The sequence below is a fragment of the Pseudomonas sp. ADAK18 genome, from assembly GCF_012935695.1.
In the GTDB taxonomy this organism is placed as follows: domain Bacteria; phylum Pseudomonadota; class Gammaproteobacteria; order Pseudomonadales; family Pseudomonadaceae; genus Aquipseudomonas.
On record NZ_CP052859.1, the window covers coordinates 5,912,100 to 5,936,323 of the forward strand.

A 24,224-nucleotide genomic window follows, 5' to 3' on the forward strand; every position below is an offset into this window, starting at 1 on the left:
GTCAAGGGGGTGAAACGGCTAAAGGAGAAGTTACGATTTATTCAGAAGAATCTTACTGGGGGTGCGCTTGTTTGGGGGGGGTTATGGCGACTTTTACCCAATGAATATTGGGTATTTCCCAAAGGAGGCTTTGGCTGGAAGTTATCGAGCGAGAACTTTATAAAGCGAAATTTCTTACGAAATGCAGGAGCGAGAAATCTCGCTCCTGCAGGGTGTTAGTTGTTACGGAACTTGCTGAGAAACTGCCGTGTGCGTTCTTCCTTGGGGTTGGCAAACAATGCCTTGGCTTCGCCTTGCTCGACGATGATGCCTTTGTCGAAAAAGACCACCCGGTTGGCCACATCCCGGGCAAAACTCATCTCGTGGGTGACGATCACCATGGTGCGGTTTTCTTCCGCCAGGCTGCGGATGGTCGCGAGTACTTCACCCACCAGTTCCGGGTCCAGGGCTGAAGTGGGTTCGTCGAACAGGATTACTTCCGGCTCCATGGCCAGCGCCCGGGCAATCGCCACCCGTTGCTGCTGCCCACCGGACAGACGCCGTGGGTAGGCGTCTTCCTTGCCTGCCAGGCCGACCTTGGCCAACAACTTGCGCCCGAGGGCGTCAGCCGCTTCCCTGGGCATCTTCTTGACCACCAGCGGGCCTTCGATGACGTTTTCCAGCGCGGTGCGGTGGGGGAACAGGTTGAAGTTCTGGAACACAAAACCGACGTGTTGGCGCAGGCGCCGTACCAGGCTCTGTTGTTGGTTGAGCGGGCGGCTGCTGTCGATCTCGATATCACCGACCTTGATACGGCCGCTGGTGGGTTCTTCGAGGAAGTTCAGGCAGCGCAGGAAGGTGGTCTTGCCAGAACCGCTGGGGCCGATGATGGCGACGACTTCGCCTTCCTTGACCTCCAGGTCGATACCATTGAGCACCACCTGACCCTTGAATTGTTTGGTCAGTTTTTCAACCACGATCATGCTTCAAGACTCCTGGTCATGCCGATTGACCCGCGCTTCCATACGGTTCTGCACGTGTGCGAGGACACTGGCAAGAATCCAGTAGATCAATGCGGCGGACAGATACATGGTGAAAATTTCGAAGGTGCGGGCAGAGACCAATTGCGCCTGACGGAAGAGCTCGGGCACCTGGATGGTGGCGGCCAGCGCGGTGTCCTTGACCAGCGAAATAAAGCTGTTGCCCAACGGCGGCAAGGCCGTGCGCATGGCTTGCGGCAGGATGGCCCGGCGTAGGGTTTGCGCGCGGGTCATACCGATACTGGCGGCGGCTTCCCACTGGCCACGCTCGATTGAACTGATGGCAGCGCGCAGGATTTCACACGCGTAGGCCGCCATGTTCAGCGAAAAGCCGATCATGGCAGCCGGGATCGGGTCCAGCTCGATGCCCACTTGCGGCAAGCCGTAATAGATCAGGAACAGCTGCACCAGCAGTGGCGTGCCGCGAAAGAATGACACATAGACTCGGGCAAGGAAGCTCACCAGCTTGAAGCGCGAAAGGCGCATCAAGGCCAGGCCGAAGCCCAGCAGCGAACCGAAAAACATCCCGCCGAGGCTAAGAATCACCGTGTAGTACGCGCCCTTGAGCAGAAAGGGCGCGGAGTCCAGCGCGAGTTGGAAACCTGCTTCCATTATTGAGTGACGTCAGCGTTGAAGTACTTTTCGGACAGCTTCTTCAAGGTGCCGTCGGCGCGCAGCTTGTCGAGGGCCTTGTTCACGGCAGCCAGCAGTTCAGGCTCGCCTTTGCGCAGGGCAACACCGGCTTCCTGGCGGGAGAAGGCTTCGCCGGCTGCGGCGGTGTCCTTGGCTTTCTTGGCGTATTCCAGAGCAGCCAGGCGGTCGATCAGAATGGCGTCGACGCGGCCGATGCGCAGGTCCTGGAACTTGGTAGGGTCATCGTTGTAGGTTTTGACGATGGCTTTGGGTTGGTTTTCCTTGAGCCATTGTTCGTAGTTGGTGCCCAGGCCCACACCGATTTTCTTGCCGGCCAGGTCGTCGGCGGTCTTGATGGTGTCGACGTTTTTTGCCAGGGTCAGCGCCTGGATACCGGAGATAGTGTACGGCGTGGAGAAGTCGTACTTTGCCTTGCGCGCGTCGGAGATGGTCACCTGGTTGATCACTGCATCCAGGCGCTTGGACTCCAGCGCTGCGAGGATGCCGTCCCACGGGGTTGCCTGCAACTTGACCGTCACGCCCAGCTCTTTGGCCAGGGCTTCGGAGAGCTCCACTTCAAAACCGGTGAGCTTGCCACTCTCATCAACAAAGCTGAACGGCGGGTAGGTACCTTCCACACCGACTTTGAGCACGCCGGCTTTCTTGATATCAGCCAGCTGCTCGCCGGCAACCGCCTGGCTCAGCCAGCCAGCCCCCAGTGCCAGCCCCAATGTGCCGACCAGTAACGTGCGACGGAATACAGAAATAGTCATGACAAGCCCCTGTGTTTTTTATGTGAGCAAAGCAGGTGACAGCAGTAAACGTATCCTGCCTTAAAGCACCGTGTGCGTCTGCGCCTGTGGCGTGACTATAAAACGGGTTTTTAAGACTTGAAAATAATATAAAAGAATCCTGTTATTCCTTTATGGAATACCAAGGAGATATTCAAAACATCGAGTCATAAGCAAACAACGCCGGCGCGCCGCCGGTGTGCAGGAATATGATCGGCCCATCCTCGAAACGCTGGCGGCCAATGCCATCCAGCAGTCCGGCCATGGCCTTGCCGGTGTAGACAGGATCCAGCAACAGGCCTTCCTGGCTCGCCAGCAGTTTGATCGCCGCCAGGGTACCGGCGTTTGGCTCGCCATAGCGGGGGGCGAAGTACTCGTCCCACAAGGTCACCTTGAAGCTTGGCGGGATAGCCACGCCGAGCAGTTCGGCGGTGCGTTCGGCGAGGCCTTGCACCTTGGGTCGCTGGGCCTCGTCGGTGCGCGAGACGGTGACGCCGATTACCGGCAAGTCCGGCAGTACTTCACTCAGCGCCAATGCCAGGCCGCTGTGGGTGCCGGCGCTGCCGGACGCCAGGACCACGGCGGCGAATTGAATGCCACTGTCTTCAATCTGCCCGGCCAGCTCCAGCCCGGCGCGCACATAGCCCAGGGCGCCGAGGGCGTTGGAGCCGCCAATCGGTACCAGGTATGGCTTCTTGCCGTTGCTGCGCAGGCGGTCGGCCAGGGCGTTGAGTTGCAGGTCGACGTTATCCAGGTTTTCCACCAACTCGACCTTGGCGTCGAATAGGTCCAGCAACAGACGGTTGCCATTGCCCAGGTAGTTGGGGTCTTCGGTGCCGGTGGGGTTTTCCAGCAGGGCCACGCAGCCCAGGCCCAGCTTGGCCGCTAAAGCTGCGGTCTGGCGTACATGGTTGGACTGGATGGCGCCGGCGGTCACTAGGGTATCGGCCCCTTGGGCGAGGGCATCGGCTGCCAGGTATTCGAGTTTGCGCAGCTTGTTGCCGCCCATGGCCAGCGGCGTGGTGTCGTCGCGTTTGACGTAGATATCACGGCCCAGCCAGGCCGACAGGCGCTCGAGTTTTTCCAGGGCGGTGGCGCCGCCCAGCAGTTCCAGGCGGTTAAAACGGTCGAGCTGTTGTTTGATCATGGCTACGCACGGATGGTCAGAGATTAAGGGACTATAGGCAGGCACTTTTCATCGGGCAACCGTCAATCGCTTATGCCGAATAGTTCTTATCATCGCACTATTGGTTCTTAAGGACGCTCAGGTTTCATGCCGTAAAGTGATGGCCATTTCGTCAGGAGTGAAGACCGTGAGTGATCGTTCCAGTCATTGGCAGTTACAGACTATTGTCAGCCAGTTGCGCAGCGCCCGGGACCAGTGGCGTACCCGCAACGGCCGAGTCAGCGGTGAGCAAGGCGGGCGCGAACTGCCGTCGCGAGATGCCGTGGCGCAGATTCTCGAAGCCTTGTGTGGGGCGCTGTTCCCGATGCGCCTGGGGCCGGTGGATTTGCGTGAGGAGAGTGAAGACTTCTACGTCGGCCATACCCTGGATGTGGCGTTGAACGCTCTGTTGGCCCAGGCGCGGTTGGAGCTGCGTTACGCGGCACGGCAAGGCGGGCAACAGGACATCGAGGTTGATGCCAAGGCCATCCGCCTGATCCAGGATTTCGCCCTCGCATTGCCCGCGCTGCGCAGCCTCTTGGACACCGATGTGCTGGCCGCGTATCACGGTGATCCGGCGGCGCGCAGTGTTGATGAGGTACTGCTGTGCTACCCGGGGATCCTGGCGGTGATTCACCATCGCCTGGCTCACCATCTGTATCGTGCCGGGCTGCCGCTGCTGGCGCGGATCAGCGCGGAAATCGCCCACTCGGCCACGGGCATCGATATCCACCCGGGCGCGCAGATTGGCCCCAGTTTCTTTATCGACCACGGGACGGGTGTGGTGATCGGCGAGACGGCAATCATCGGTGAGCGGGTGCGCATCTACCAGGCCGTGACCCTGGGGGCCAAGCGCTTCCCGGCGGATGAGGACGGGCAATTGCAGAAAGGCCACCCGCGTCATCCGATCGTCGAGGATGACGTGGTGATCTACGCCGGTGCGACAATTTTGGGGCGGATTACCATCGGCAAGGGCTCGACCATTGGCGGTAATGTGTGGCTGACCCGCAGCGTGCCGGCGGGGGCGAACCTGACCCAGGCGAACTTGCAGCATGATGATGGGACGCAGAAGTAGGTTGCGAAACTGAGTATCAAGACAACACAGATCAAATGTGGGCGCTGGCTGCCTGCGATAGCGGTGTATCAGCAAACAGATGTACTGGCTGACTCACCGCTATCGCAGGCAAGCCAGCTCCCACAAGGGATCGCATTCCAAATTTAGCCACTTTTTCGTTCAATCATCGCTGAACGTTTTGCCATCCTCACCCCTCATACCTTTCCTTGAGCTAGTGTAGGAACAACCTACCGCTCGGCCCTGCGATTAGTCCAAAAACGCCTATCCATGTTTAACTTGACTGTTCGTTCAAGTTAAACCGGTGGTTCGCTGCCCGCTCACAACAGGAGGCTTACCTTTGCTGAGTCCGTTTTTTACAGCCACATCCCACACCCTTGAGGTGCGCCCTTCATGAGTGCATCGTCCACACCTTCCAGCGGTCTGGTCCGCATGAACCCGCCGGTGTTTTACTTCGCCGCGAGCTTCATTCTGCTGTTCGGCCTGACCGTTATCGCTATTCCCGAACAAGCCGGCGCCTGGCTATTGGCTGCGCAAAACTGGGCGGCCAATACGGTCGGCTGGTACTACATGCTGGCGATGACCCTGTATCTGGTCTTCGTGGTGGTCACCGCGTTATCTGGCTACGGCAAGATCAAACTCGGTGCCGACCACGACGAGCCCGAATTCAGTTACCTGTCCTGGGCCGGCATGCTGTTCGCTGCCGGGATCAGCATCACGCTGTTTTTCTTTTGCGTCTCGGAGCCGTTGACGCACCTGGTGCAACCGCCCCAAGGTGAAGCTGGTACTGCAGAGGCTGCGCGCCAGGCCATGCAGATCCTGTTTCTGCACTGGGGCCTGCACGGTTGGGGCGTGTTCGCCTTTGTCGGCATGGCCCTGGCGTATTTCGCCTACCGGCATAACCTGCCGCTGGCATTGCGCTCGGCGCTGTACCCATTGATCGGCAAGCGCATCAACGGCCCCATCGGCTACGCGGTGGACGGCTTCGGCATCATCGCCACGGTGTTTGGCCTCGGTGCCGACATGGGCTTTGGCGTGCTGCACCTCAACTCCGGGCTCGATTATTTGTTCGGCGTGGCTCACACCCAGTGGGTCCAGGTCGGCCTGATCACCCTGATGATGGGCGCGGCGATCCTGGTGGCCGTGGCCGGCGTCGACAAGGGCGTGCGGGTGATGTCCGATATCAACATGCTGCTGGCCTGTGCGCTGTTGTTGTTCGTGTTGTTCGCCGGTCCCACCCAGCACTTGCTCAACACCCTGATCCAGAATGTCGGCGACTACCTCGGTGCCTTGCCGACCAAGAGTTTCGACCTATACGCCTATGACAAACCCAGTGACTGGCTGGGCGGCTGGACTGTGTTCTATTGGGCGTGGTGGATCGCATGGTCGCCGTTCGTGGGCCTGTTCATCGCGCGTATTTCCCGTGGCCGCACCATCCGCGAATTCGTCTTCGGCGTGCTGTTGATCCCGTTGGGTTTTACCCTCGCCTGGATGTCTATCTTCGGCAACAGTGCCATCGACCAAGTGCTCAACCATGGAATGGTGGCCCTCGGTCAGTCGGCCATCGATGACCCGTCGATGAGCCTCTACCTGCTGCTGGAAACCTACCCGTGGAGCAAGACGGTTATCGCGGTCACGGTGTTTATCAGCTTCGTGTTCTTCGTTACCTCCGCCGACTCCGGCACCGTGGTGCTGTCCACCCTGTCGGCCAAAGGCGGCAACGCCGATGAAGACGGGCCGAAATGGCTGCGAGTGTTCTGGGGCGCGATGACCGCACTGGTGACCAGCGCCTTGCTGTTTGCCGGCAGTATTGATTCGCTGAAGTCAGCGGTCGTGCTGACCTCGCTACCGTTCTCGATGATCCTGCTGCTGATGATGTGGGGGCTGCACAAGGCCTTCCACCTCGAATCCCAGAAGCAGATCGCGCAACTGCATTCCTTGGCGCCGGTCTCGGCCTCACGCAAGGGGCGTGGCGGTTGGCGTCAGCGCTTGAGCCAGGCCGTGCACTTCCCGTCACGGGATGAGGTGTACCGCTTCCTCGAAACCACCGTGCGTCCGGCGATTGAAGAAGTGACGGCGGTGTTCGTCGAGAAGGGCCTGAACGTCGTCACCCAGCCTGACCCGGTCAACGACAGCGTCAGCCTGGAAATCGGCCATGGCGAAGAACATCCGTTTATCTATCAGGTGCAGATGCGCGGCTACTTCACGCCGTCGTTTGCCCGCGGTGGCATGGGTTCCAAAGAGATCAACAACCGTCGCTATTACCGGGCGGAAGTGCACTTGAGTGAAGGTAGCCAGGATTACGACCTGGTGGGCTATACCAAGGAGCAGATCATCAACGACATCCTCGACCAGTACGAGCGGCACCTGCAGTTCTTGCACCTGGTTCGCTAAGGCTCAGGCCCTGCTGATAAACAGGGCCATTGCCACCACTGGCGCACCGAACACCACACTGCCGATCACCAGCTCCGACATCAGGGGCTGGCCGGCGGTGATCACGCCGATTGCACCGTTAATCACCGATAACACCAGCCAGATCCCGACAAAACTGTAGGCGAGGATGTGCCGGCTGGCGCCCAGCTTTTGGCCGATAAACAGCATCAGTGCCAGCAGGACGAGGCCGAAGGTGATGATTAGGGCTGTATGCATGTTTGAAATGTCCACCTGTATGAAAGCTGGATTCAGCGTAGCAGCGGTCGAGTAGAACGAGGCCGCGTCCGAGGACGAAGTCCTCTTAAAACCTGACACAGCACGGTGGCTGATTCACGACTGCTGCGCAGTCGAACGCGGCCTCGTTCTACTCGACCGCTGCTACGTTAGAGGGGCCGCGGCGTCAGCAGATCTTGCAGGCCAACACCTGGCGCGGGTGTTTCAGACCAGCCCACCATTGGCCCGCAGGATTTGCCCGTTGACCCAGGCGCCCGCCGGGCTCACCAGGAACGACACCACGCGGGCGATATCTTCTGGTTGACCGAGACGTTCCAGGGGCGGCATTTTGGCGAGGGTCTGAATCTGCTCTTCGCTCTTGCCATGCAGGAACAGTTCGGTGGCAACCGGGCCCGGTGCGACGGCATTAACGGTGATACGCCGACCGCGCATTTCCTTGGCGAACACTTGGGTCAGGGATTCCACGGCCGCCTTGCTGGCGATGTACACCGCATAGCCCGGGAAGTTGAGGCCAACCGTGCTGCTGGAGAAGTTGACAATGCGCCCGCCGTCGTTCATGCGGGTGGCGGCTTCACGCAGGGCGTTGAAGGTGCCACGGGTGTGGATGTTGAACGTCTGGTCGTACAGCTCATCACTGTGCTGGGCCAATGGCAGCATCTTGAGAATCCCGGCGTTGTTGATCAACACATCGACCTTGCCCAGTTGCGCTTCGGTCTCGTCGAACAGGCGCTTGATGTCGGCGGGGCTGGCGACGTCGCCCTGGATCGCTATGGCTTGGTGTCCGGCCTGGCGAAGTTCGTCTACCAGTTTCGCGGCTTCGGTGGCGCTGCTGGCATAGTTGACGGCAACGGCATAACCGTCAGCGGCCAGCTGTCGGGCGATGACTGCACCGATGCCACGGGAGGCGCCGGTAACGATGGCAACTTGAGTCGTCATGTGGGGTTTCCTTGGGGAGTGATTGGGTGTGACGGCAGATTCACATGTTTACCAAGGTCGATAAATGGGCCAGAGTTGGCTTGACTGTTCAATAATCTCCAACAATTGGTGCCCAGGAGTGCTGCGTGGATCAAGTCAAAGCGATGCGGGTTTTCGTACGAATCTACGAGCGCAGCAGCTTCACCCAGGCCGCCGATGACTTGAATTTGCCTCGGGCAACCCTGACTCACACCCTCAACCAGTTCGAAGCCTGGCTAGGCACCCGCTTGCTGGAGCGCAGCACCCGTCGGGTCCGCCCGACCCTGGATGGCGAAGCCTATTACCTGCGTTGTGTGCAACTGCTGGCGGAGCTGGAAGAGGCAGAGTTGGCCTTTCGTTCAGTGGCACCCAAGGGGCGCTTGCGGGTGGACTTGCACGGCACCTTGGGCAAGTACTTTGTGGTCCCGGCGTTGCCGCAGTTCATGGCGCGCTATCCGGAGATCGAGCTGTCCATCAGTGAGGCGGACCGCTTTGTCGACCTGATCGCCGAGGGTGTGGATTGCGTGCTGCGGGCTGGCAACCTGGGAGACTCTGCACTGATCGGCAGGCGGGTCGCGACGTTACGCCAGGTGACCTGTGCGAGCCCCGCTTATTTGCGCAAATATGGCGAGCCGAAAACCCTTGCCGACCTGCGTGAACACCGTGCGGTGAATTACATTTCCCGTGCCACCAACAAGTTGTGCCCCTTCGAATTCATGGTTGATGGGCAGTTACAGGAAGTGCCCATCGAAGGAGCGCTATCGGTGTTTGGTGCAGAAATTTATTCCGCCAGCGCGGTGGCGGGATTGGGGATCATCCAGTGCCCGCATTACCGAATGGCTGAGCTGATTGCCCAAGGCGTGATGCAGGAAATTCTCACCGATACGCCACCGCCGCCGATGCCGGTTTCGGTGCTCTATCCGCACAACCGGCACATGTCGCCGAGGGTGCGAGTGTTTGTCGATTGGCTGGCCGAAGTGTTCGCCGAGGCCTCTGAACCGGGGCTTTCTTAAATTTAATTTCATCCGCCAAACCCCCGGTTTGACGCGTAACTGTCATCTGGCCACTCCCTAATTGTGTGAAGCGTTTGACGCTTTCATTTCAGAACAGTGACGGAGACCGGTACCAATGAAGACGTTATTAAGCCCCATGGTGGGTGCCGCCATGGCGAGCTTTATGCTGTCCGCCCATGCCGATTTTATCGACGACAGCCACGCCGACGTGACCCTGCTCAACCGCTATCTCAACCAGCAGGGGCGGGATGTGGCTGGCAGCACTGCCAAGGCCAAGAGCTATCGCGATTGGGGCCAGGGTTTTGAGTTCAACTTCAAGTCTGGCTACACCGAAGGCACCGTGGGTTTGGGCCTGGACCTGCAGGCGTTCTACGGTTTGAAGCTGGATTCCGGCGGCGACCTCAACGACAAAGATCACCAAGGCCGCTACCCCGGCAGCATGTTCCCGTTGGATAACGGTAAGTCCGCCGATCAGTTTGGCGTGCTCAGCCCAACCTTCAAGATGCGTTTTCTCAAGGACGAACTGCGGGTCGGCACCCTCTACGGGAACAACCCGGTATTGGCCAACACCGACGGGCGTCTGTACCAGCAAACCAACACTGGCGTGCAACTGGTCTCCAAGGACCTGACCGATTTCACCTTCACCGCTGGCGATATTTTCAAGACCAAGATCCGCAACGAAACCGCCGACACCGGCATGATCACCGCCGGCGGCACCAAAGAAAGCGATCGCTTCCTCTTCGGCGGCGCCGACTACACCGGTTTGCCGAACACCACCGTCAGCCTGTGGTACTCCAACCTTGAGGATTACTACCAGCAGGCCTTCCTTGGCGCCAAGCGTCATGACAGCTTGACGGTGGGCGCGATAGACAGTGACCTGCGCATGTTTCGCAGCCTCGGAACTGGCGAAAACACCGACGGCAACAAGGACTTTGCGGCGTCCGGTTTCTACGGTGACGGCGGCACCAAGGGCCGGATCAACCAGTCGACCATCAGCCTGATGGAAAGCTACAGCCTTGACGGCCACACCGTTGGCATCGGCGCGCAGAAGAACAGCGGCAACAGCGACTTCCCGTACCTCGACTCCGGCCTCAACAGCGGCGACGCTCGCCAAGGCCCGGGCTCGGGTGCCGACTCGCCGGCGCTGACTAACTTGCAGCTGAACAAATTCCAACACGCGGGCGAGCGCACCTGGCTGGCGCAGTACAAATATGACTTCGGCAAGGTTGGTCTCGACGGCCTGAAATTCGCCGCCACCTATGCCCATGGTGATCAGATCCGCACCCCGCAAGACAGCAACGCCAAGGAATGGGAACGTGACGTTTCCCTGGCCTACGAAGTGCCCACCGGCAAACTCAAGGGCCTGGGCGTTACCTGGAAAAACGCCCACGCCAGCCCGGACATCACCGGTGCGACCGTCCAAGATGAAAATCGCTTCTATGTGAGCTATGTCGTTCCACTCTGGTAGGTCTTTGCTGTAAAAAGAACGGGCACACTTAAGCGATTCAGCTGGTTAAAAGGCTTGGGAATATCGTTATTCCCAAGCCTTATTTGCCCCAAGCCCAGAGAGGATTCGATGACTTACATTGCTGCCGAAAACCGCTATGAATCTATTCCTTATCGCCGCGTAGGCCGCAGCGGATTGGTGCTGCCAGCACTGTCCCTGGGGCTGTGGCACAACTTTGGCGACAGCACCCCTATCGACACCCAGCGCGCCTTGCTGCGCACGGCGTTCGACCTTGGGATCAACCACTTCGACCTGGCCAACAACTATGGCCCGCCCTATGGCAGCGCCGAGATCAATTTCGGTCGTTTGCTGCGTGAAGACTTCAAGCACTACCGCGACGAGCTGATCATCTCCAGCAAGGCCGGTTGGGACATGTGGCCGGGCCCTTATGGCCAGGGTGGTGGTTCGCGCAAATATGTATTGGCGAGTCTCGACCAAAGCCTGCAACGCCTGGGCGTCGACTATGTGGATATCTTCTACTCCCACCGTTTTGATGCCGACACCCCGCTGGAAGAAACCGCCAGTGCTCTCGCCACTGCCGTGCAACAAGGCAAGGCGTTGTACATCGGCATCTCGTCCTACTCCGGGGCCAAGACTCGGGAAATGGCTGCGCTGCTCAAAGAGTGGAAAGTCCCTCTGCTGATCCACCAACCGGCCTATAACCTGCTCAATCGCTGGGTGGAAAAAGACTTGCTGGACGCCACCGACGAACTCGGTGCCGGGGTGATTGCGTTCACGCCGCTGGCCCAGGGTTTGCTGACCGACAAATACCTTAACGGTGTGCCGGCTGATGCGCGGGTGAATCGTCCGGGAGGTGGTTCGTTGCAGGCAAAGCATTTGTCCGACGCTAACATCGACCACGCGCGCGCCCTTAATGAGATCGCCAAGCGTCGTGGCCAGAGCCTGGCGCAAATGGCCCTGGCTTGGACGCTACGCGACCCACGGGTGACTAGTGCGCTGATCGGTGCGAGCCGGCCGGAGCAGATCATTGAAAACGTCGGGGCGTTGAAGAACTTGAGTTTCAGTGCCCAGGAACTGGCGGAGATTGATCGGTTTGCCCAGGAGGGCGGGATCAACTTGTGGGAGAAGCCTTCGACGGCGGAATAACCTGTCACCATTCGGTCAATGTGGGAGCGAGCAAGCCAGCTCCCACATTTGTTTTGCGGTGTTCAATCAGAAAGGCACATCCCCCAGTATCGTCGCTCGATGCATCACTCGCCTTTGCGGCCGGTAATCGTCGACGGCGTAGTGCTGGGTCACACGGTTATCCCAGAACGCCACGTCGTTTGCCTGCCAGCGCCAGCGAATGGTGAACTCGGGGCGGGTAGCGTGGGCAAACAACAGCTTGAGAATGGCCTCGCTTTCGGCAGGTTCCAGCTCATTAATTTTGGTAGTGAAACCGTCGCTGACGAACAGTGATTTGCGCCCGCTCACCGGGTGAGTGCGGATCACCGGATGGGACAGTGGCGGATTCTTCCGGCGGGCTTCCTCCCAGCGTGCCAGGTCTTCAGGCGTATTGCCAAAACGTTCCAGTGGGAAGGATTTGGTGAAGTCGTGTGTGGCGGTCAAACCGTTGAGCAGGGCTTTCAAGGGTTCCGACAACGCTTCATACGCCGCAATGCCGCTGGCCCACAACGTATCGCCGCCAAACTCCGGCAACAGCTTGGCGCTGAGTATCGCGCCGAGGGCAGGTGTGGGCAGGAAGGTCACGTCGGTGTGCCAGATCGCGTTGTCACGTACGTCGGTGACGGCGGTGTCGAGGATCAGCACTTCAGGCTGTTCCGGCACGTTGGGATAGATGGGGTGAATGTGCAGGTCGCCGAAGTTCGCCGCAAACCGCGCTTGTTGCTGTGGGGTAATCGGCTGGCCACGAAAGAACAGCACCGAATGCTTGAGCAACGCTTGTTCGATGGCGTCGCGTTGTTCGATGTTCAGCGGTTGGGTGATGTCGACGCCGCTGATCTGGGCGCCAAGGGCGGTGCTGAGGGGCGTTACGGTCAGGCTGCTCATGCTGTTCTCGCGAGTGTTGGGCGCCGAGCTGTCGGCGTGGTCAGTGCTGTTGTGCTTAGTGCGCCTGGCCGTGCCACGGGACCAGTTTGCGTTGCAGGGCGCGCAGGCCCATTTCCATAGCGAAGGCGATCAGAGCGATGACCAGGATCCCCAGTACCACCACATCGGTGACCAGGAATTGCGCGGCCGACTGCACCATGAAGCCCAGGCCGCTGGTGGCGGCGATCAGTTCGGCGGCCACCAGGGTCGACCAGCCGACACCCAGGCCAATCCGCACGCCGGTGAGGATGTCTGGCAGGGCGCTCGGCAAAATCACATGGCGAATCAGTTGTGCCCGGGTCGCGCCGAGGGACTGTGCCGCGCGCAATTTGGCCGGGTCGACCGTGCGCACGCCGGTGGCGGTAGCAATGGCAATCGGCGCGAAAATCGCCAGGTAGATCAGCAACACCTTGGACAGCTCGCCGATGCCGCACCAGATCACGATCAGCGGCAGGTAAGCCAGCGGTGGAATCGGGCGGTAGAACTCGATCAGCGGATCGAGAATTCCACGGGCGATGCGATTGGAGCCAATAGCGATGCCCACCGGTACCGCCGTCAGCACTGCAAAACCGAGGCCCAGGCCGATCCGGCTGAGGCTCGCGCCCAAGTGCTGCCACAGAGTGGAATCCATATAGCCGGTGGTCGCCAGCAGCCAGCCTTTTTGCAGCACGGCGGAGGGCGGTGGCAGGAATAGCGGTTCGATCAGCCCGCTGGCGGTGACGGCCCACCAGATGGCCAGCAAGGTAACCAGGGTCAGCACGCTGATCCAACGGGTGCTCAAGCTGCGGCGCACGGGCGCTGGGGTGTTGGCGACCGGCTTAGTGGCCGTCGCTGGTAATTCATAGCTGCTCATGCAGACACCTGCCGTTGGGAGAACACCTTGCCCAGCACGTGTTCGCGGGTTTCGATGAAGCGTGGGTCAGACTTGATCGCCCGCGCCGACTCACCGGCGGCATAGCGCTGGCCGAAGTCCAGGCTCAGGCGTTCGACGATCTGGCCGGGGTTGGGCGCCAGCAGGATCAAGTCGGTGGCGAGAAATACCGCTTCTTCGATGTCGTGGGTAATCAGGAATACCGGCTTGGCCGTGCGCCGCCAGACTTGCAGCAGCAACTCCTGCATCTGTTCGCGGGTGAACGCATCGAGGGCGCCGAAGGGTTCGTCCATCAGCAGTACGCGAGGGTCTGCGGCCAATGCACGGGCCAGGCCGACACGTTGCTTCTGGCCACCGGACAGTTGCCAGATGCGGCGGCTGTCAAAGCCTGCCAGGTCCACCAGCGCGAGCATCTCTTTTGCGCGGATTTCGCGCTTGGCCTTGGGTACGCCAGCCAACTCCAGACCGAAGCCGACGTTGGCCAACACGTCCTGCCAGGGCAGCAGGGCGTCGTCCTGGAACACCACGCCGCGTTCGGCACTCGGTCCCTTGACCGGCACGCCGTCGAGGGTGATGCGCCCCGCGCTGGGCTCGACGAAACCGGCAATCAGGTTCAACAGCGAGGTCTTGCCACTGCCGGAAGGGCCGAGGGCGACCAACAATTGCTGGGGTCCAAGGCTCAAGGAAATATCCGCCAGCACGGGCGTTGTGGCGCCTGGGTACTGTGCGCTGATGCGCTCCAGTTGTAGCAAGGCCATCGCGGTTAACTCCTGATATCAGTTAGTGATGAACTTGGGGCTGACATACGGGGCGTAATCCGGCAGCACCGCATCGACCTTGCCTTGTTCCTTGAGGAACGCAGCGGTGTCGGTCACGGCTTTGGTGGTCGGTGCGCCCAAGAGGGTGACCTGGTCCGCCGCCAACGGGTAGACGTTGCCTTGCAGCAGCAAAGGAATATCGCTGGCCTTGGCGCCGGAGAGCTTCACGAGCTTGTCGACGTTGCCTTTGTCGGCGAGCCAGGCTTGTGGGTCTTTGCGGTAAGCGGCGTAGGCGTCGAGGGTGACTTTGGCGAACGCGGTGACGATCTTCGGGTGTTTTTCCGCGAAGTCTTTACGCACGATCCACGCATCGAAGGTCGGCGCGCCGAACTTGGCCAGTTCGCCGGAGGTGATCAGCACCTTGCCGTTTTCCTTGGCCACGCCCAGGGCTGGATCCCACACGTAGGTGGCATCGATATCGCCGCGTTTCCAGGCGGCAATGATGGCCGGTGGCGCGAGGTTGAGGACGGTGACTTTCGAGGGGTCGATGTTCCAGTGCTTCAACGCCGCCAGCAGGCTGTAGTGGCCGGTGGAGACAAAGGGCACGGCGATTTTCTTGCCGATCAGGTCCTGCGGGCTGTTGATCCCGGAACCGTTACGCGCCACCAGGGCTTCGGCGCCGCCGATCTGGGTCGCGATCAGGAAGGTTTCAACTGGAACTTTACGAGTGACGGCAGCGGTCAGCGGACTTGAACCGAGGTAGCCGATCTGCACGTCGCCGGAAGCGATGGCGGCGATGATGTCGGCACCGTTGTCGAATTTGCGCCAGTCGATCTTGGCGTTGGTGGCTTTCTCATAAGCGCCGTCGGCTTGGGCGACTTTCGCCGGGTCAACGGTGGTCTGGTAGGCGATGGTGACATCGGCAGCCTGGGCAAATAGGCTCGCGCCGGCCAGGGAAAGTGCCGCCAGGAGGCGTAGGGGGAAATGCAGTTTCAAGGGAAAGCTCCTCATCAGGCGGCCGAGGGTCGGCGTGTGAGGAGACTAAATGATCTAAGAATACGAAAATAAATAACATTTTCGCATTAGCTTATGAGGAGAAGTGAACGTGAACTTTGAATGCACGCAGATCTAAATGTGGGAGCGGGCTTGTGTGGGAGCGGGCCCGCTCCCACAGGGGACCGAGTGAGGGGTTAGTTACTGATCGCCAGAATACTCGCCTGGTACGACCCGACAAACACATCGAAATCCCCCACTTCGTTCTGCTCCAGCTCCGCCTGTTGCACCAGCGAGTGGCGTGCCAGTTCCTCAAAGCGTGCTTGCTCGTCAGCCGCCAACGGCTCGCTGCGGAAGAACTCGGCGTGCACCTGGCTCTGACGCAGGGAGAACTGCGCAAAACTCTCCTTGCGCTCGCTCATGGCCGCCAACACCTGGGCCGACGGCGTCAGGGACGGATCCTTGATCTTCGCCAGTTGGGCGTCCAGCGCGTGGCTATGTTCGGTGATGCCGTGGCTCTGGTCCAGCAGTACCGCCAACGGAGCAATCTTCTCCAGCAACTCGGCCGCCCATTCCTTCATGTCCACTGACTCACCGCGTCGCTGCAATGTCAGGCCCGGACGGCGACCTTCCTTGACCACGCTGAGGAAGTTGGAAGTGGCGTTGCCGCATTCGTTGTTTTCGAACAGCGGGCTGTCGTTCAACGCGCAATACAGCAGGAACGCGTCGAGGAAGCGCGACTCTGGCAAGTCGATGCCCATCGGCAGGAACGGGTTGATGTCCAGGCAACGTACTTCGATGTACTGGATGCCACGGGCCATCAGCGCCTGGATCGGCCGTTCGCCGGTGTAGGTCACACGCTTGGGGCGAATGTTGGAGTAGTACTCGTTTTCGATCTGCAGGATGTTGGTGTTGAGCTGTACCCACTCACCGTCCTTATGGGTGCCGACCTCGACGTAAGGAGCGTAAGGCGTTGCTACCGCTTCGCGCAGGCTGTCGGTGTAGCTGGCCAGATCGTTGTAGCAAGGGGTCAGGCCGGCCTGGGCGTTACTCTGGTAACCCAGGTCGCTCATGCGCAGGCTGGTGGCGTAAGGCAGGTACAGGGTGTCGGCGTCCAGTTGTTCCAACTGGTGGGAGCGGCCGCGCAGGAAGCCCGCGTCCAGGGCTGGGGAGGCACCGAACAGGTACATCAGCAGCCAGCTGTAGCGGCGGAAGTTACGGATCAGTGCGATATAGGCCGTGGACTGATAGTCACGGTCAGTACCCACAAAGCCTTCACTTTCCTTGAGCAGCGGCCACAGCGCTTCCGGCAGGGAAAAGTTGTAGTGGATGCCGGCGATGCACTGCATGGTCTTGCCGTAACGCAGGGCCAGGCCCTTGCGGTACACGTACTTGAGCTGACCGATGTTGGAGGTGCCGTAGTAGGCGATCGGGATATCTTCCTCGGCCGGCAACGGGCACGGCATCGATGGACTCCACAGGTACTCGTTGCCGAGCTTGCTGTAGGCAAAACGATGGATCTTGTCGAGGCTGCCCAGGGTATCTGCCGGGTTGGGCAGGGCCGGAGTGATGAACTCCAGCAGCGACTCGGAGTAATCGGTGGTGATCTGTTCATTGGTCAGCGCGGAGCCCAATGCTTCGGGGTGCGGCGTTTGTGCCAGTCGGCCCTCATCGGTGACACGCAGGCATTCACGCTCGATGCCATGCAGGCACTGCTCCAGCAGGGAGAGGTGTTCGCGCTTGCCAAGCAGAGCCAGGCGGCGGTTGAGAAGTTCGCTCAAGTTGGATTCCTTCACGCGTCAGTCGCCCCAATATGGGGGTGGGCAGGACGGTCTACAAGGGTGAAGTTGAAACTGGCGTTATCGCCTGGTTTTCGAGCCGAATTGACCCGCTCTGAAAGTGCCGACTTCAGTCCTTGAATCTGGCTATCGCGCAGGAAGAAAACTCCGACGCCGCTTTCGCAGCGCCGAAATTAACTCAATTTGATGATGGGGAGCTATAGGACAGCGAAGGTCCCTTGTGCTTTTGCGACGAGTTTTTCGTCCTGGTACACGTCCGCCTCGACTACCAGGGTGCGCCGGCCTGGGTGAATCACCCGGGCGGTGCACAGTACGTCACCGTCTGAAACGGCACGGATGTAGTTGATTTTGCACTCGATGGTCGCGCTCTGCTGGTCGAAACCATGGGAACTGGAGCACGCCAGGCCCATGGTGATGTCCACCAGGCTGAAGATCGCCCCGCCGTGGAGCTTGCCAGCGCGGTTACGCAACGGCGGTTCCAGGGTCAGGGCTACTTCGGCAACGCCTTGTTCAAGGCTTTGCAGGCGGCAGCCAATCAGGTCGCTGAAAGCACTGCGGGTCAAGCCGGCTGGCAGTTCCATTAGCGCTTCTTCAGTTGTTTGGCGTTGGCGAACAGCGAAGCCATGGCGTTATTGGCCGGGGCTGCGGCGGTGGTTTCCTTGCGCGGTGCGGTGTTCTGCGACTGGCGTGGCGCCGAGCCTGGACGTGCGCCGCGGGCACCGTCGATTTTCTCGCCGGGGGTGTCGCTCATGCGCATTGACAGGCCAACGCGTTTGCGCGGGATGTCGATTTCCATGACCTTGACCTTGACCACGTCACCGGCTTTCACCGCTTCGCGCGGATCTTTGATGAACTTCTCCGAAAGCGCAGAGATGTGCACCAAACCGTCCTGATGCACGCCGATGTCCACAAACGCGCCGAAGTTGGTCACGTTGGTCACCACACCTTCGAGAATCATCCCCAGCTGCAGGTCCTTGAGGTCTTCGACGCCCTCCTGGAACTCGGCGGTCTTGAACTCGGGACGTGGGTCGCGGCCAGGTTTTTCCAGCTCTTGCAGGATGTCGGTGATGGTCGGTACACCGAAGGTTTCGTCAGTGTACTTTTTCGGATCCAGGCGCTTGAGGAACGTGGCGTCGCCGATCAGCGAACGGATGTCGCGGTCGGTTTCAGCGGCAATACGTTGCACCAGCGGATAGGCTTCCGGGTGAACCGCCGAGGCATCCAGCGGGTTGTCGCCGTTCATGACCCGCAGGAAGCCAGCGGCTTGCTCGAAGGTTTTTTCGCCAAGACGTGCGACTTTTTTCAGCGCTGCACGGGTCTTGAACGCGCCGTTTTCGTCACGGTGGGTCACGATGTTCTGCGCCAGGGTAGCGTTGAGGCCGGAGATCCGGGCCAGCAGTGCGACCGAGGCGGTGTTCACGTCGACACCGACCTTGTTCACGCAGTCTTCCACCACCGCGTCCAGGCCGCGAGCCAGTTTCAGCTGCGAAACGTCGTGCTGGTACTGGCCGACACCGATGGATTTCGGGTCGATCTTCACCAGTTCGGCCAGTGGATCCTGCAGGCGACGTGCGATGGAGACCGCGCCACGGATCGACACGTCGAGGTCAGGGAATTCCTTGGAGGCCAGCTCCGACGCCGAGTACACCGAAGCACCGGCTTCGGAGACCATGACCTTGGTCATCTGCATGCCTGGGTACTTTTTGATCAGTTCGGCAGCCAACTTGTCGGTTTCGCGGCTGGCGGTACCGTTGCCGATGGCGATCAGGTCCACGGAGTGCTTGGCACACAGGGCGGCCAGGATGGCGATGGTCTGGTCCCATTTATTGTGGGGCACGTGGGGGTAAACCGTGGCGTGATCGAGCATCTTGCCGGTGGCATCGACCACCGCAACCTTGCAACCGGTGCGCAAGCCCGGGTCTAGGCCCAAGGTAGCGCGCGGGCCTGCGGGTGCGGCCAGCAGCAAGTCGTGCAGGTTGTGGGCGAAGACGTTGATGGCCTCGGTCTCGGCACCGTCGCGCAACTCGCCCAGCAGATCGGTTTCCAGGTGAGTGTAGAGCTTGACCTTCCAGGTCCAGCGCACGACTTCACCGAGCCACTTGTCCGCAGCACGGTTCTGGTTCTGGATACCGAATTGTTGACCGATCATGCCTTCGCACGGGTGCATGGTGCCTGGCAGTTCGTCGCCGACTTTCAGTGCGGAGCTGAGAATGCCTTCGTTGCGCCCGCGGAAAATCGCCAGGGCACGGTGGGACGGCATGCTCTTGAGCGGTTCGTCGTGTTCGAAATAGTCGCGGAATTTGGCGCCTTCCTCTTCTTTGCCGGCGATTACGCGGGCACTGAGGGTGGCTTCCTGTTTCAGGTAGTTGCGCAGTTTTTCCAGCAGGTTGGCGTCTTCGGCAAAACGCTCCATGAGGATGTACTTGGCGCCTTCGAGGGCGGCCTTGACGTCGGCAACGCCTTTTTCGGCATCGACAAAGCGTGCAGCTTCACCTTCCGGGGCCAGGGACGGGTCGTTGAACAGACCGTCGGCCAACTCGCCGAGGCCGGCTTCCAGGGCGATCTGGCCCTTGGTGCGGCGCTTCTGCTTGTACGGCAGGTACAAGTCTTCGAGGCGGGTCTTGGTGTCGGCGAGTTTGATGTCGCGTTCAAGTTGTGGAGTCAACTTGCCCTGTTCCTCGATGCTGGCGAGGATGCTGATGCGCCGTTCGTCGAGTTCTCGCAGGTAGCGCAGACGCTCTTCCAGATGTCGCAACTGGATGTCGTCGAGGCTGCCGGTCACTTCTTTTCGGTAACGGGCGATGAAGGGCACCGTGGAGCCTTCATCCAGAAGGGCGACGGCCGCTTCGACCTGTTGTGGGCGTACACCGAGTTCCTCGGCGATGCGGCTGTTGATGCTGTCCATAAAACCACCTGAAATTCTGAAAGCAGCTCGCGGGCCCGGAAAACAAGGCCCTGCGAGGCTGGTTGAGCGGCCCGACTGGCGCCGCTACCTGGGTCAAGAGGCTGCCTATTGACCCTCGAAATCGGAAAATCACTGCAAGAGCGTGAAAAAAAGACGTCCTGCAGTAAACAGTAATGATCTGACGTTGCCCTGCACAAAGGCGGCGCATTATAACCAGCGTTCTACTCTTGGGGGGATTGCGCCGGTGGTTGTAAGGCTCGGGTTCGCTGGCGGTAGAGGAAAAATCTGCTAACAATGCACTCGGTGCGTATAACGGCAGCTACGCCATAATGCGCACCGAGATAAGAGGAGCATCTAATGAGCAGCACTGCACAAACTGCTGAAGGCGAAAAAATTCTCATCGTTGACGACGATCCGGGGCTGAGCAGCCTGCTGGAGCGTTTTTTCAACTCCAAGGGCTATCGTGCCCGCGCCGTACCGAACACCGAACAAATGGACCGCCTTCTGGGGCGCGAAGTATTCAATCTGGTCGTACTCGACTTGATGCTGCCCGGCGAAGACGGCCTGACTGCCTGCAAGCGTCTGCGTGGCGCGAACAATCAGATTCCAATCATCATGCTGACCGCCAAGGGTGATGAGCTGAGTCGCATCAAGGGGCTCGAGCTGGGCGCCGACGATTACCTGGCCAAGCCGTTCAACCCCGATGAGCTGATGGCTCGGGTCAAGGCGGTGCTGCGTCGCCAGGCTGCTCCGGTGCCGGGCGCCCCGGGTAGTGAAGACGAAAGCGTGACCTTCGGCGACTACGAGCTGTCGTTGGCGACCCGTGAGTTGAAACGTGGTGATGAAGTCCACATGCTGACCACCGGCGAATTTGCGGTGCTCAAGGCCTTGGTGATGAACGCTCGCCAGCCGTTGACCCGTGACAAGTTGATGAATCTGGCCCGTGGTCGCGAATGGGACGCTCTGGAGCGCTCCATCGATGTGCAGATATCCCGTCTGCGCCGGATGATCGAGCCGGATCCATCCAAGCCGCGCTATATCCAGACGGTGTGGGGTGTGGGTTATGTATTTGTGCCGGATGGCACTGCGACCAAGTGATCGATGATTTGCAGACGCGGGCATTCTGAAGTTCGTCCCCTTTGGGACGACTGGATGCCCGGCGTCTGCAATTCTGCGAGCGCCGCTCGCTCCTGCAAGGTGTCTAGCTGTCTTCTATGAAAACCCCGCTCTGGTTCCCGCAAAGCTTCTTCTCCCGCACCCTTTGGCTGGTGCTGATCGTCGTTCTTTTTTCCAAGGCACTGACCCTGGTTTATCTATTGATGAACGAGGACGTGCTGGTAGATCGACAGTACAGCCACGGCGTCGCCCTGACGTTACGCGCCTATTGGGCTGCGGACCCCGAGAATCGCGAGAAGATCGCCAAGGCTGCGACGCTTGTCCGGGTGGTGGGTGCTGGTGTGCCCGAAGGCGAACAGCATTGGCCCTACAGTGAGATTTACCAGCGCCAGATGCAGGCCGAACTGGGTGACGACACCGAAGTACGCCTGCGCATGCATGTGTCGCCGGCACTGTGGGTCCGAGCACCAAGCCTGGGGGATGGCTGGCTGAAAGTGCCACTGTATCCGCATCCGTTGCGTGGGCAGAAAATCTGGAACGTGTTGGGTTGGTTCCTGGCCATTGGTTTGCTTTCAACCGCGTCCGCCTGGATCTTCGTGCGCCAGCTCAATCAGCCGCTCAAGCGCTTGGTGTTTGCGGCTCGCCAATTGGGTCAGGGTCGCAGTGTGCGCCTGCCCATCAGTGACACACCGAGCGAAATGACCGAGGTGTACAGCGCGTTCAACCAGATGGCCGAGGATGTCGAACAGGCAGGCCGCGAGCGCGAGCTGATGCTCGCGGGCGTGTCCCATGACCTGCGCACACCGCTGACGCGCCTGCGCCTTTCCCTGGAGCTGATGGGTAACCACACTGACCTTACCGACGACATGGTTCGTGATATCGAAGACATGGACGCGATCCTCGACCAGTTCCTGGCCTTTATCCGCGATGGCCGTGACGAGGTTGTGGAGGAGGTCGACCTGACGGATCTGGTGCGCGAAGTGGTGGCACCCTACAACCAGAACGGTGAGCAGGTGCGCATGCGTCTGGAGCCAATCCAGCCGTTCGCGTTGCGTCGGGTGTCGATGAAACGGCTGCTTAACAACCTGATCGGCAATGCCTTGCACCATGCCGGTTCTGACGTGGAAGTGGCGGCTTACGTGTCGGGAGACCCTAGCGCGCCTTATGTGGTGCTGAGTGTCATGGACCGTGGCGCCGGCATTGATCCCGATGAGTTGGAAGGCATCTTCAACCCCTTCACTCGTGGCGACCGTGCCCGGGGTGGCAAAGGGACAGGCCTGGGTTTGGCCATTGTGCGGCGGATTGCTTCGATGCACGGTGGCAATGTTGAATTGCGTAACCGTACCGAGGGCGGTCTGGAAGCGCGGGTGCGCTTGCCGTTGGGGCTGATGTTGCCAAGGGATGCGGTCTAATGTGGGAGCGGCGGTGCGACGATTCGACTTGCTCGCGAATGCGGTGTTTCAGTCACTGTTATGTCGACTGATCCACCGCATTCGCGAGCAAGCCCGCTCCCACACTCGTTCTGCGTTGCTTTGATGCTTGTGTTTCTAGCCCTTGCCTTTGGTTCGGGTCATGTTCGGTCCACCATTCTTCTCCAGATGCTGAATGATGATCCCGGCCACATCCTTGCCGGTAGTGGTCTCAATCCCCTCCAGACCCGGTGATGAGTTCACTTCCATCACCAATGGCCCGTGATTCGACCGCAAGATATCTACCCCGGCCACACTCAACCCCATCACCTTGGCTGCTCGCAGCGCGGTCATGCGTTCTTCGGGGGTGATCTTGATCAAGCTGGCGCTGCCGCCTCGGTGCAGGTTGGAGCGAAACTCTCCTGGCTTGGCCTGGCGCTTCATCGCAGCAATCACCTTGTCGCCCACCACGAAGCAGCGGATATCCGCGCCACCGGCTTCCTTGATGTATTCCTGGACCATGATGTTCTGCTTGAGGCCCATGAACGCTTCGATCACCGATTCGGCCGCCGTGGCGGTTTCGCAGAGCACCACGCCGATACCTTGGGTGCCTTCCAGTACCTTGATCACCAGCGGCGCACCGTTGACCATCTCGATCAGGTCGGGAATGTCATCGGGGGAGTGGGCAAAACCTGTTACCGGCAAGCCAATACCGCGCCGCGACAGTAATTGCAGCGAGCGCAGCTTGTCTCGGGAGCGGGCGATAGCCACTGACTCGTTGAGCGGAAACACCCCCATCATTTCAAACTGGCGTAACACGGCGCAGCCATAGAAGGTCACCGAGGCGCCGATTCGCGGGATCACCGCATCGAAGCCCTCCAGCGGTTTTCCTCGGTAGTGGATCTGCGGCTTATGACTGGCAATGTTCATATAGGCGCGCAACGTATCGATCACCACCATCTCATGGCCACGTTCGGTGCCGGCCTCGACCAGGCGACGGGTGGAATACAGACGCGGGTTACGCGACAGCACAGCGATCTTCATGCAACACCTGTGGCAGAAATAGTAGAGACCGGGAACACCGGCTTGTCTTGAACGTATTTGAGCCCGGGATTGACCACCAACTGGCCGTCAATCAGGGCTTTGGAACCGAGCAACAGGCGATAGCGCATGGCTTTGCGGCAGGCGAGGGTGAACTCCACCCGCCATACGCGATCGCCCAGGGCCAGGGTGGTGCTGATGACATAGCGCACCTGCGCCTGGCCGTTGGAGCTTTTGATGGTTTTCATCGCCACTAGTGGCGCTTCGCAGCGCCGGTGGCGCAGTTGCACCACGCTGCCCAGGTGCGCGGTGAAGCGCACCCACTTCTTACCGTCGCGCTCGAACGGCTCGATCTCGGTGGCATGCAGGCTGGAGGTACTGGCACCGGTGTCGATTTTTGCGCGCAGGCCCGCTACTCCCAACTCGGGTAGTGCCACCCACTCACGCAGACCGACAACGGTC

General features: G+C 60.0%; 22 protein-coding genes. 7 read left to right on the forward strand and 15 right to left on the reverse strand.

Translation table 11 applies throughout. The features are described from left to right. Positions 1-215: 215 nt before the first annotated feature. The 4 genes from tcyN to HKK55_RS26800 all read right to left on the reverse strand — a co-directional run bounded on the left by tcyN (position 216) and on the right by HKK55_RS26800 (position 3,590). Entirely contained in the window at positions 216-962 is a 747-nt protein-coding gene (gene tcyN, locus HKK55_RS26785; protein ID WP_169357346.1) for an L-cystine ABC transporter ATP-binding protein TcyN, read from the reverse strand. 3 nt (positions 963-965) lie between these two features. Further along, complete coding sequence (gene tcyL, locus HKK55_RS26790; protein ID WP_169357347.1) at positions 966-1,631, reverse strand: cystine ABC transporter permease; 666 nt, start codon at positions 1,629-1,631, stop codon at positions 966-968. Beyond that, a complete protein-coding gene (gene tcyJ, locus HKK55_RS26795) occupies positions 1,631-2,425 on the reverse strand; it encodes a cystine ABC transporter substrate-binding protein (RefSeq protein ID WP_169357348.1) in 795 nt (264 codons plus the stop codon). Before tcyJ ends, tcyL begins: the two co-directional genes overlap by 1 nt. A gap of 172 nt (positions 2,426-2,597) precedes the next feature. Next, positions 2,598-3,590 carry a D-cysteine desulfhydrase gene (locus HKK55_RS26800; protein WP_169357349.1) on the reverse strand — a complete coding sequence of 331 codons (993 nt, stop codon included), beginning with the start codon at positions 3,588-3,590 and terminating at the stop codon, positions 2,598-2,600. A gap of 166 nt (positions 3,591-3,756) precedes the next feature. On the opposite strand from HKK55_RS26800, the gene epsC reads away from it, so the two are divergent. Both epsC and betT read left to right on the forward strand, forming a co-directional pair. Further along, entirely contained in the window at positions 3,757-4,683 is a 927-nt protein-coding gene (gene epsC / locus HKK55_RS26805) for a serine O-acetyltransferase EpsC (protein ID WP_169357350.1), read from the forward strand. Between the two features lie 429 nt (positions 4,684-5,112). Continuing rightward, positions 5,113-7,074 carry a choline transporter BetT gene (gene betT, locus HKK55_RS26810; protein ID WP_169357960.1) on the forward strand — a complete coding sequence of 654 codons (1,962 nt, stop codon included), beginning with the start codon at positions 5,113-5,115 and terminating at the stop codon, positions 7,072-7,074. A 3-nt stretch (positions 7,075-7,077) separates the two neighbouring features. Here betT and HKK55_RS26815 read toward each other — a convergent pair whose 3' ends face one another. Beyond that, positions 7,078-7,329 carry a hypothetical protein gene (locus HKK55_RS26815; RefSeq protein ID WP_169357351.1) on the reverse strand — a complete coding sequence of 84 codons (252 nt, stop codon included), beginning with the start codon at positions 7,327-7,329 and terminating at the stop codon, positions 7,078-7,080. Between the two features lie 222 nt (positions 7,330-7,551). Then, on the reverse strand, positions 7,552-8,283 hold the full coding sequence (locus HKK55_RS26820) for an SDR family oxidoreductase (protein ID WP_169357352.1): 732 nt from the start codon (positions 8,281-8,283) through the stop codon (positions 7,552-7,554). A 125-nt stretch (positions 8,284-8,408) separates the two neighbouring features. On the opposite strand from HKK55_RS26820, the gene HKK55_RS26825 reads away from it, so the two are divergent. From HKK55_RS26825 to mgrA, 3 genes are all read left to right on the forward strand, one after another. Further along, the gene (locus HKK55_RS26825) at positions 8,409-9,314 is read left to right on the forward strand and encodes a LysR family transcriptional regulator (protein WP_169357353.1); all 906 of its coding nucleotides are present in this window, start codon (positions 8,409-8,411) and stop codon (positions 9,312-9,314) included. Between the two features lie 136 nt (positions 9,315-9,450). Then, positions 9,451-10,782 (forward strand): OprD family outer membrane porin, encoded by a 1,332-nt coding sequence (locus tag HKK55_RS26830; RefSeq protein WP_178128903.1) that lies wholly within the window; start codon positions 9,451-9,453, stop codon positions 10,780-10,782. Between the two features lie 108 nt (positions 10,783-10,890). Continuing rightward, a complete protein-coding gene (gene mgrA / locus HKK55_RS26835; protein ID WP_169357355.1) occupies positions 10,891-11,928 on the forward strand; it encodes an L-glyceraldehyde 3-phosphate reductase in 1,038 nt (345 codons plus the stop codon). Between the two features lie 66 nt (positions 11,929-11,994). On the opposite strand, the gene tauD is transcribed toward mgrA, so the two are convergent. The 7 genes from tauD to HKK55_RS26870 form a co-directional block, all read right to left on the reverse strand. After that, entirely contained in the window at positions 11,995-12,831 is an 837-nt protein-coding gene (gene tauD, locus HKK55_RS26840; protein WP_169357356.1) for a taurine dioxygenase, read from the reverse strand. 55 nt (positions 12,832-12,886) lie between these two features. Continuing rightward, positions 12,887-13,723, reverse strand: a complete 837-nt coding sequence (tauC, locus tag HKK55_RS26845) for a taurine ABC transporter permease TauC (protein WP_169357357.1) — start codon at positions 13,721-13,723, stop codon at positions 12,887-12,889. Next, positions 13,720-14,499: a taurine ABC transporter ATP-binding subunit gene (gene tauB, locus HKK55_RS26850; RefSeq protein WP_169357358.1), complete on the reverse strand. Its 780-nt coding sequence runs from the start codon at positions 14,497-14,499 to the stop codon at positions 13,720-13,722. The genes tauC and tauB overlap by 4 nt, the downstream gene beginning before the upstream one ends. 18 nt (positions 14,500-14,517) lie before the next feature. Then, on the reverse strand, positions 14,518-15,495 hold the full coding sequence (gene tauA, locus HKK55_RS26855; protein WP_169357359.1) for a taurine ABC transporter substrate-binding protein: 978 nt from the start codon (positions 15,493-15,495) through the stop codon (positions 14,518-14,520). 194 nt (positions 15,496-15,689) lie between these two features. Beyond that, complete coding sequence (gshA, locus tag HKK55_RS26860; protein ID WP_169357360.1) at positions 15,690-17,273, reverse strand: glutamate--cysteine ligase; 1,584 nt, start codon at positions 17,271-17,273, stop codon at positions 15,690-15,692. Between the two features lie 215 nt (positions 17,274-17,488). After that, positions 17,489-17,872 (reverse strand): PaaI family thioesterase, encoded by a 384-nt coding sequence (locus HKK55_RS26865; RefSeq protein WP_169357361.1) that lies wholly within the window; start codon positions 17,870-17,872, stop codon positions 17,489-17,491. Next, positions 17,872-20,196, reverse strand: coding sequence for a Tex family protein (locus HKK55_RS26870; RefSeq protein ID WP_169357362.1), 2,325 nt, complete (start codon positions 20,194-20,196; stop codon positions 17,872-17,874). Before HKK55_RS26870 ends, HKK55_RS26865 begins: the two co-directional genes overlap by 1 nt. A 357-nt stretch (positions 20,197-20,553) precedes the next feature. Between HKK55_RS26870 and ompR the strand changes: the two genes are divergently transcribed. Next, positions 20,554-21,294 carry a two-component system response regulator OmpR gene (ompR, locus tag HKK55_RS26875; protein ID WP_003213175.1) on the forward strand — a complete coding sequence of 247 codons (741 nt, stop codon included), beginning with the start codon at positions 20,554-20,556 and terminating at the stop codon, positions 21,292-21,294. A gap of 116 nt (positions 21,295-21,410) precedes the next feature. Next, positions 21,411-22,724 (forward strand): ATP-binding protein, encoded by a 1,314-nt coding sequence (locus HKK55_RS26880; protein ID WP_155585492.1) that lies wholly within the window; start codon positions 21,411-21,413, stop codon positions 22,722-22,724. Between the two features lie 135 nt (positions 22,725-22,859). Here HKK55_RS26880 and rimK read toward each other — a convergent pair whose 3' ends face one another. Together rimK and HKK55_RS26890 are read right to left on the reverse strand one after the other, a co-directional pair. Continuing rightward, on the reverse strand, positions 22,860-23,765 hold the full coding sequence (rimK, locus tag HKK55_RS26885) for a 30S ribosomal protein S6--L-glutamate ligase (protein ID WP_003187674.1): 906 nt from the start codon (positions 23,763-23,765) through the stop codon (positions 22,860-22,862). Next, positions 23,762-24,211 (reverse strand): ATP-dependent zinc protease, encoded by a 450-nt coding sequence (locus tag HKK55_RS26890; protein WP_178128904.1) that lies wholly within the window; start codon positions 24,209-24,211, stop codon positions 23,762-23,764. Before HKK55_RS26890 ends, rimK begins: the two co-directional genes overlap by 4 nt. Between the last annotated feature and the right edge of the window lie 13 nt (positions 24,212-24,224).

Bases quoted from the DNA above. Each gene is read 5' to 3' on its own strand.
- tauD (WP_169357356.1), bottom strand. From the start codon at position 12,831: ATGAGCAGCCTGACCGTAACGCCCCTCAGCACCGCCCTTGGCGCCCAG.
- HKK55_RS26880 (WP_155585492.1), top strand. From the start codon at position 21,411: ATGAAAACCCCGCTCTGGTTCCCGCAAAGCTTCTTCTCCCGCACCCTT.
- tcyL (WP_169357347.1), bottom strand. From the start codon at position 1,631: ATGGAAGCAGGTTTCCAACTCGCGCTGGACTCCGCGCCCTTTCTGCTC.
- betT (WP_169357960.1), top strand. From the start codon at position 5,113: ATGAACCCGCCGGTGTTTTACTTCGCCGCGAGCTTCATTCTGCTGTTC.
- tcyN (WP_169357346.1), bottom strand. From the start codon at position 962: ATGATCGTGGTTGAAAAACTGACCAAACAATTCAAGGGTCAGGTGGTG.
- HKK55_RS26815 (WP_169357351.1), bottom strand. From the start codon at position 7,329: ATGCATACAGCCCTAATCATCACCTTCGGCCTCGTCCTGCTGGCACTG.
- tcyJ (WP_169357348.1), bottom strand. From the start codon at position 2,425: ATGACTATTTCTGTATTCCGTCGCACGTTACTGGTCGGCACATTGGGG.
- HKK55_RS26830 (WP_178128903.1), top strand. From the start codon at position 9,451: ATGGTGGGTGCCGCCATGGCGAGCTTTATGCTGTCCGCCCATGCCGAT.
- tauC (WP_169357357.1), bottom strand. From the start codon at position 13,723: ATGAGCAGCTATGAATTACCAGCGACGGCCACTAAGCCGGTCGCCAAC.
- tauB (WP_169357358.1), bottom strand. From the start codon at position 14,499: ATGGCCTTGCTACAACTGGAGCGCATCAGCGCACAGTACCCAGGCGCC.
- ompR (WP_003213175.1), top strand. From the start codon at position 20,554: ATGAGCAGCACTGCACAAACTGCTGAAGGCGAAAAAATTCTCATCGTT.
- HKK55_RS26865 (WP_169357361.1), bottom strand. From the start codon at position 17,872: ATGGAACTGCCAGCCGGCTTGACCCGCAGTGCTTTCAGCGACCTGATT.
- HKK55_RS26870 (WP_169357362.1), bottom strand. From the start codon at position 20,196: ATGGACAGCATCAACAGCCGCATCGCCGAGGAACTCGGTGTACGCCCA.
- HKK55_RS26800 (WP_169357349.1), bottom strand. From the start codon at position 3,590: ATGATCAAACAACAGCTCGACCGTTTTAACCGCCTGGAACTGCTGGGC.
- HKK55_RS26820 (WP_169357352.1), bottom strand. From the start codon at position 8,283: ATGACGACTCAAGTTGCCATCGTTACCGGCGCCTCCCGTGGCATCGGT.
- mgrA (WP_169357355.1), top strand. From the start codon at position 10,891: ATGACTTACATTGCTGCCGAAAACCGCTATGAATCTATTCCTTATCGC.
- rimK (WP_003187674.1), bottom strand. From the start codon at position 23,765: ATGAAGATCGCTGTGCTGTCGCGTAACCCGCGTCTGTATTCCACCCGT.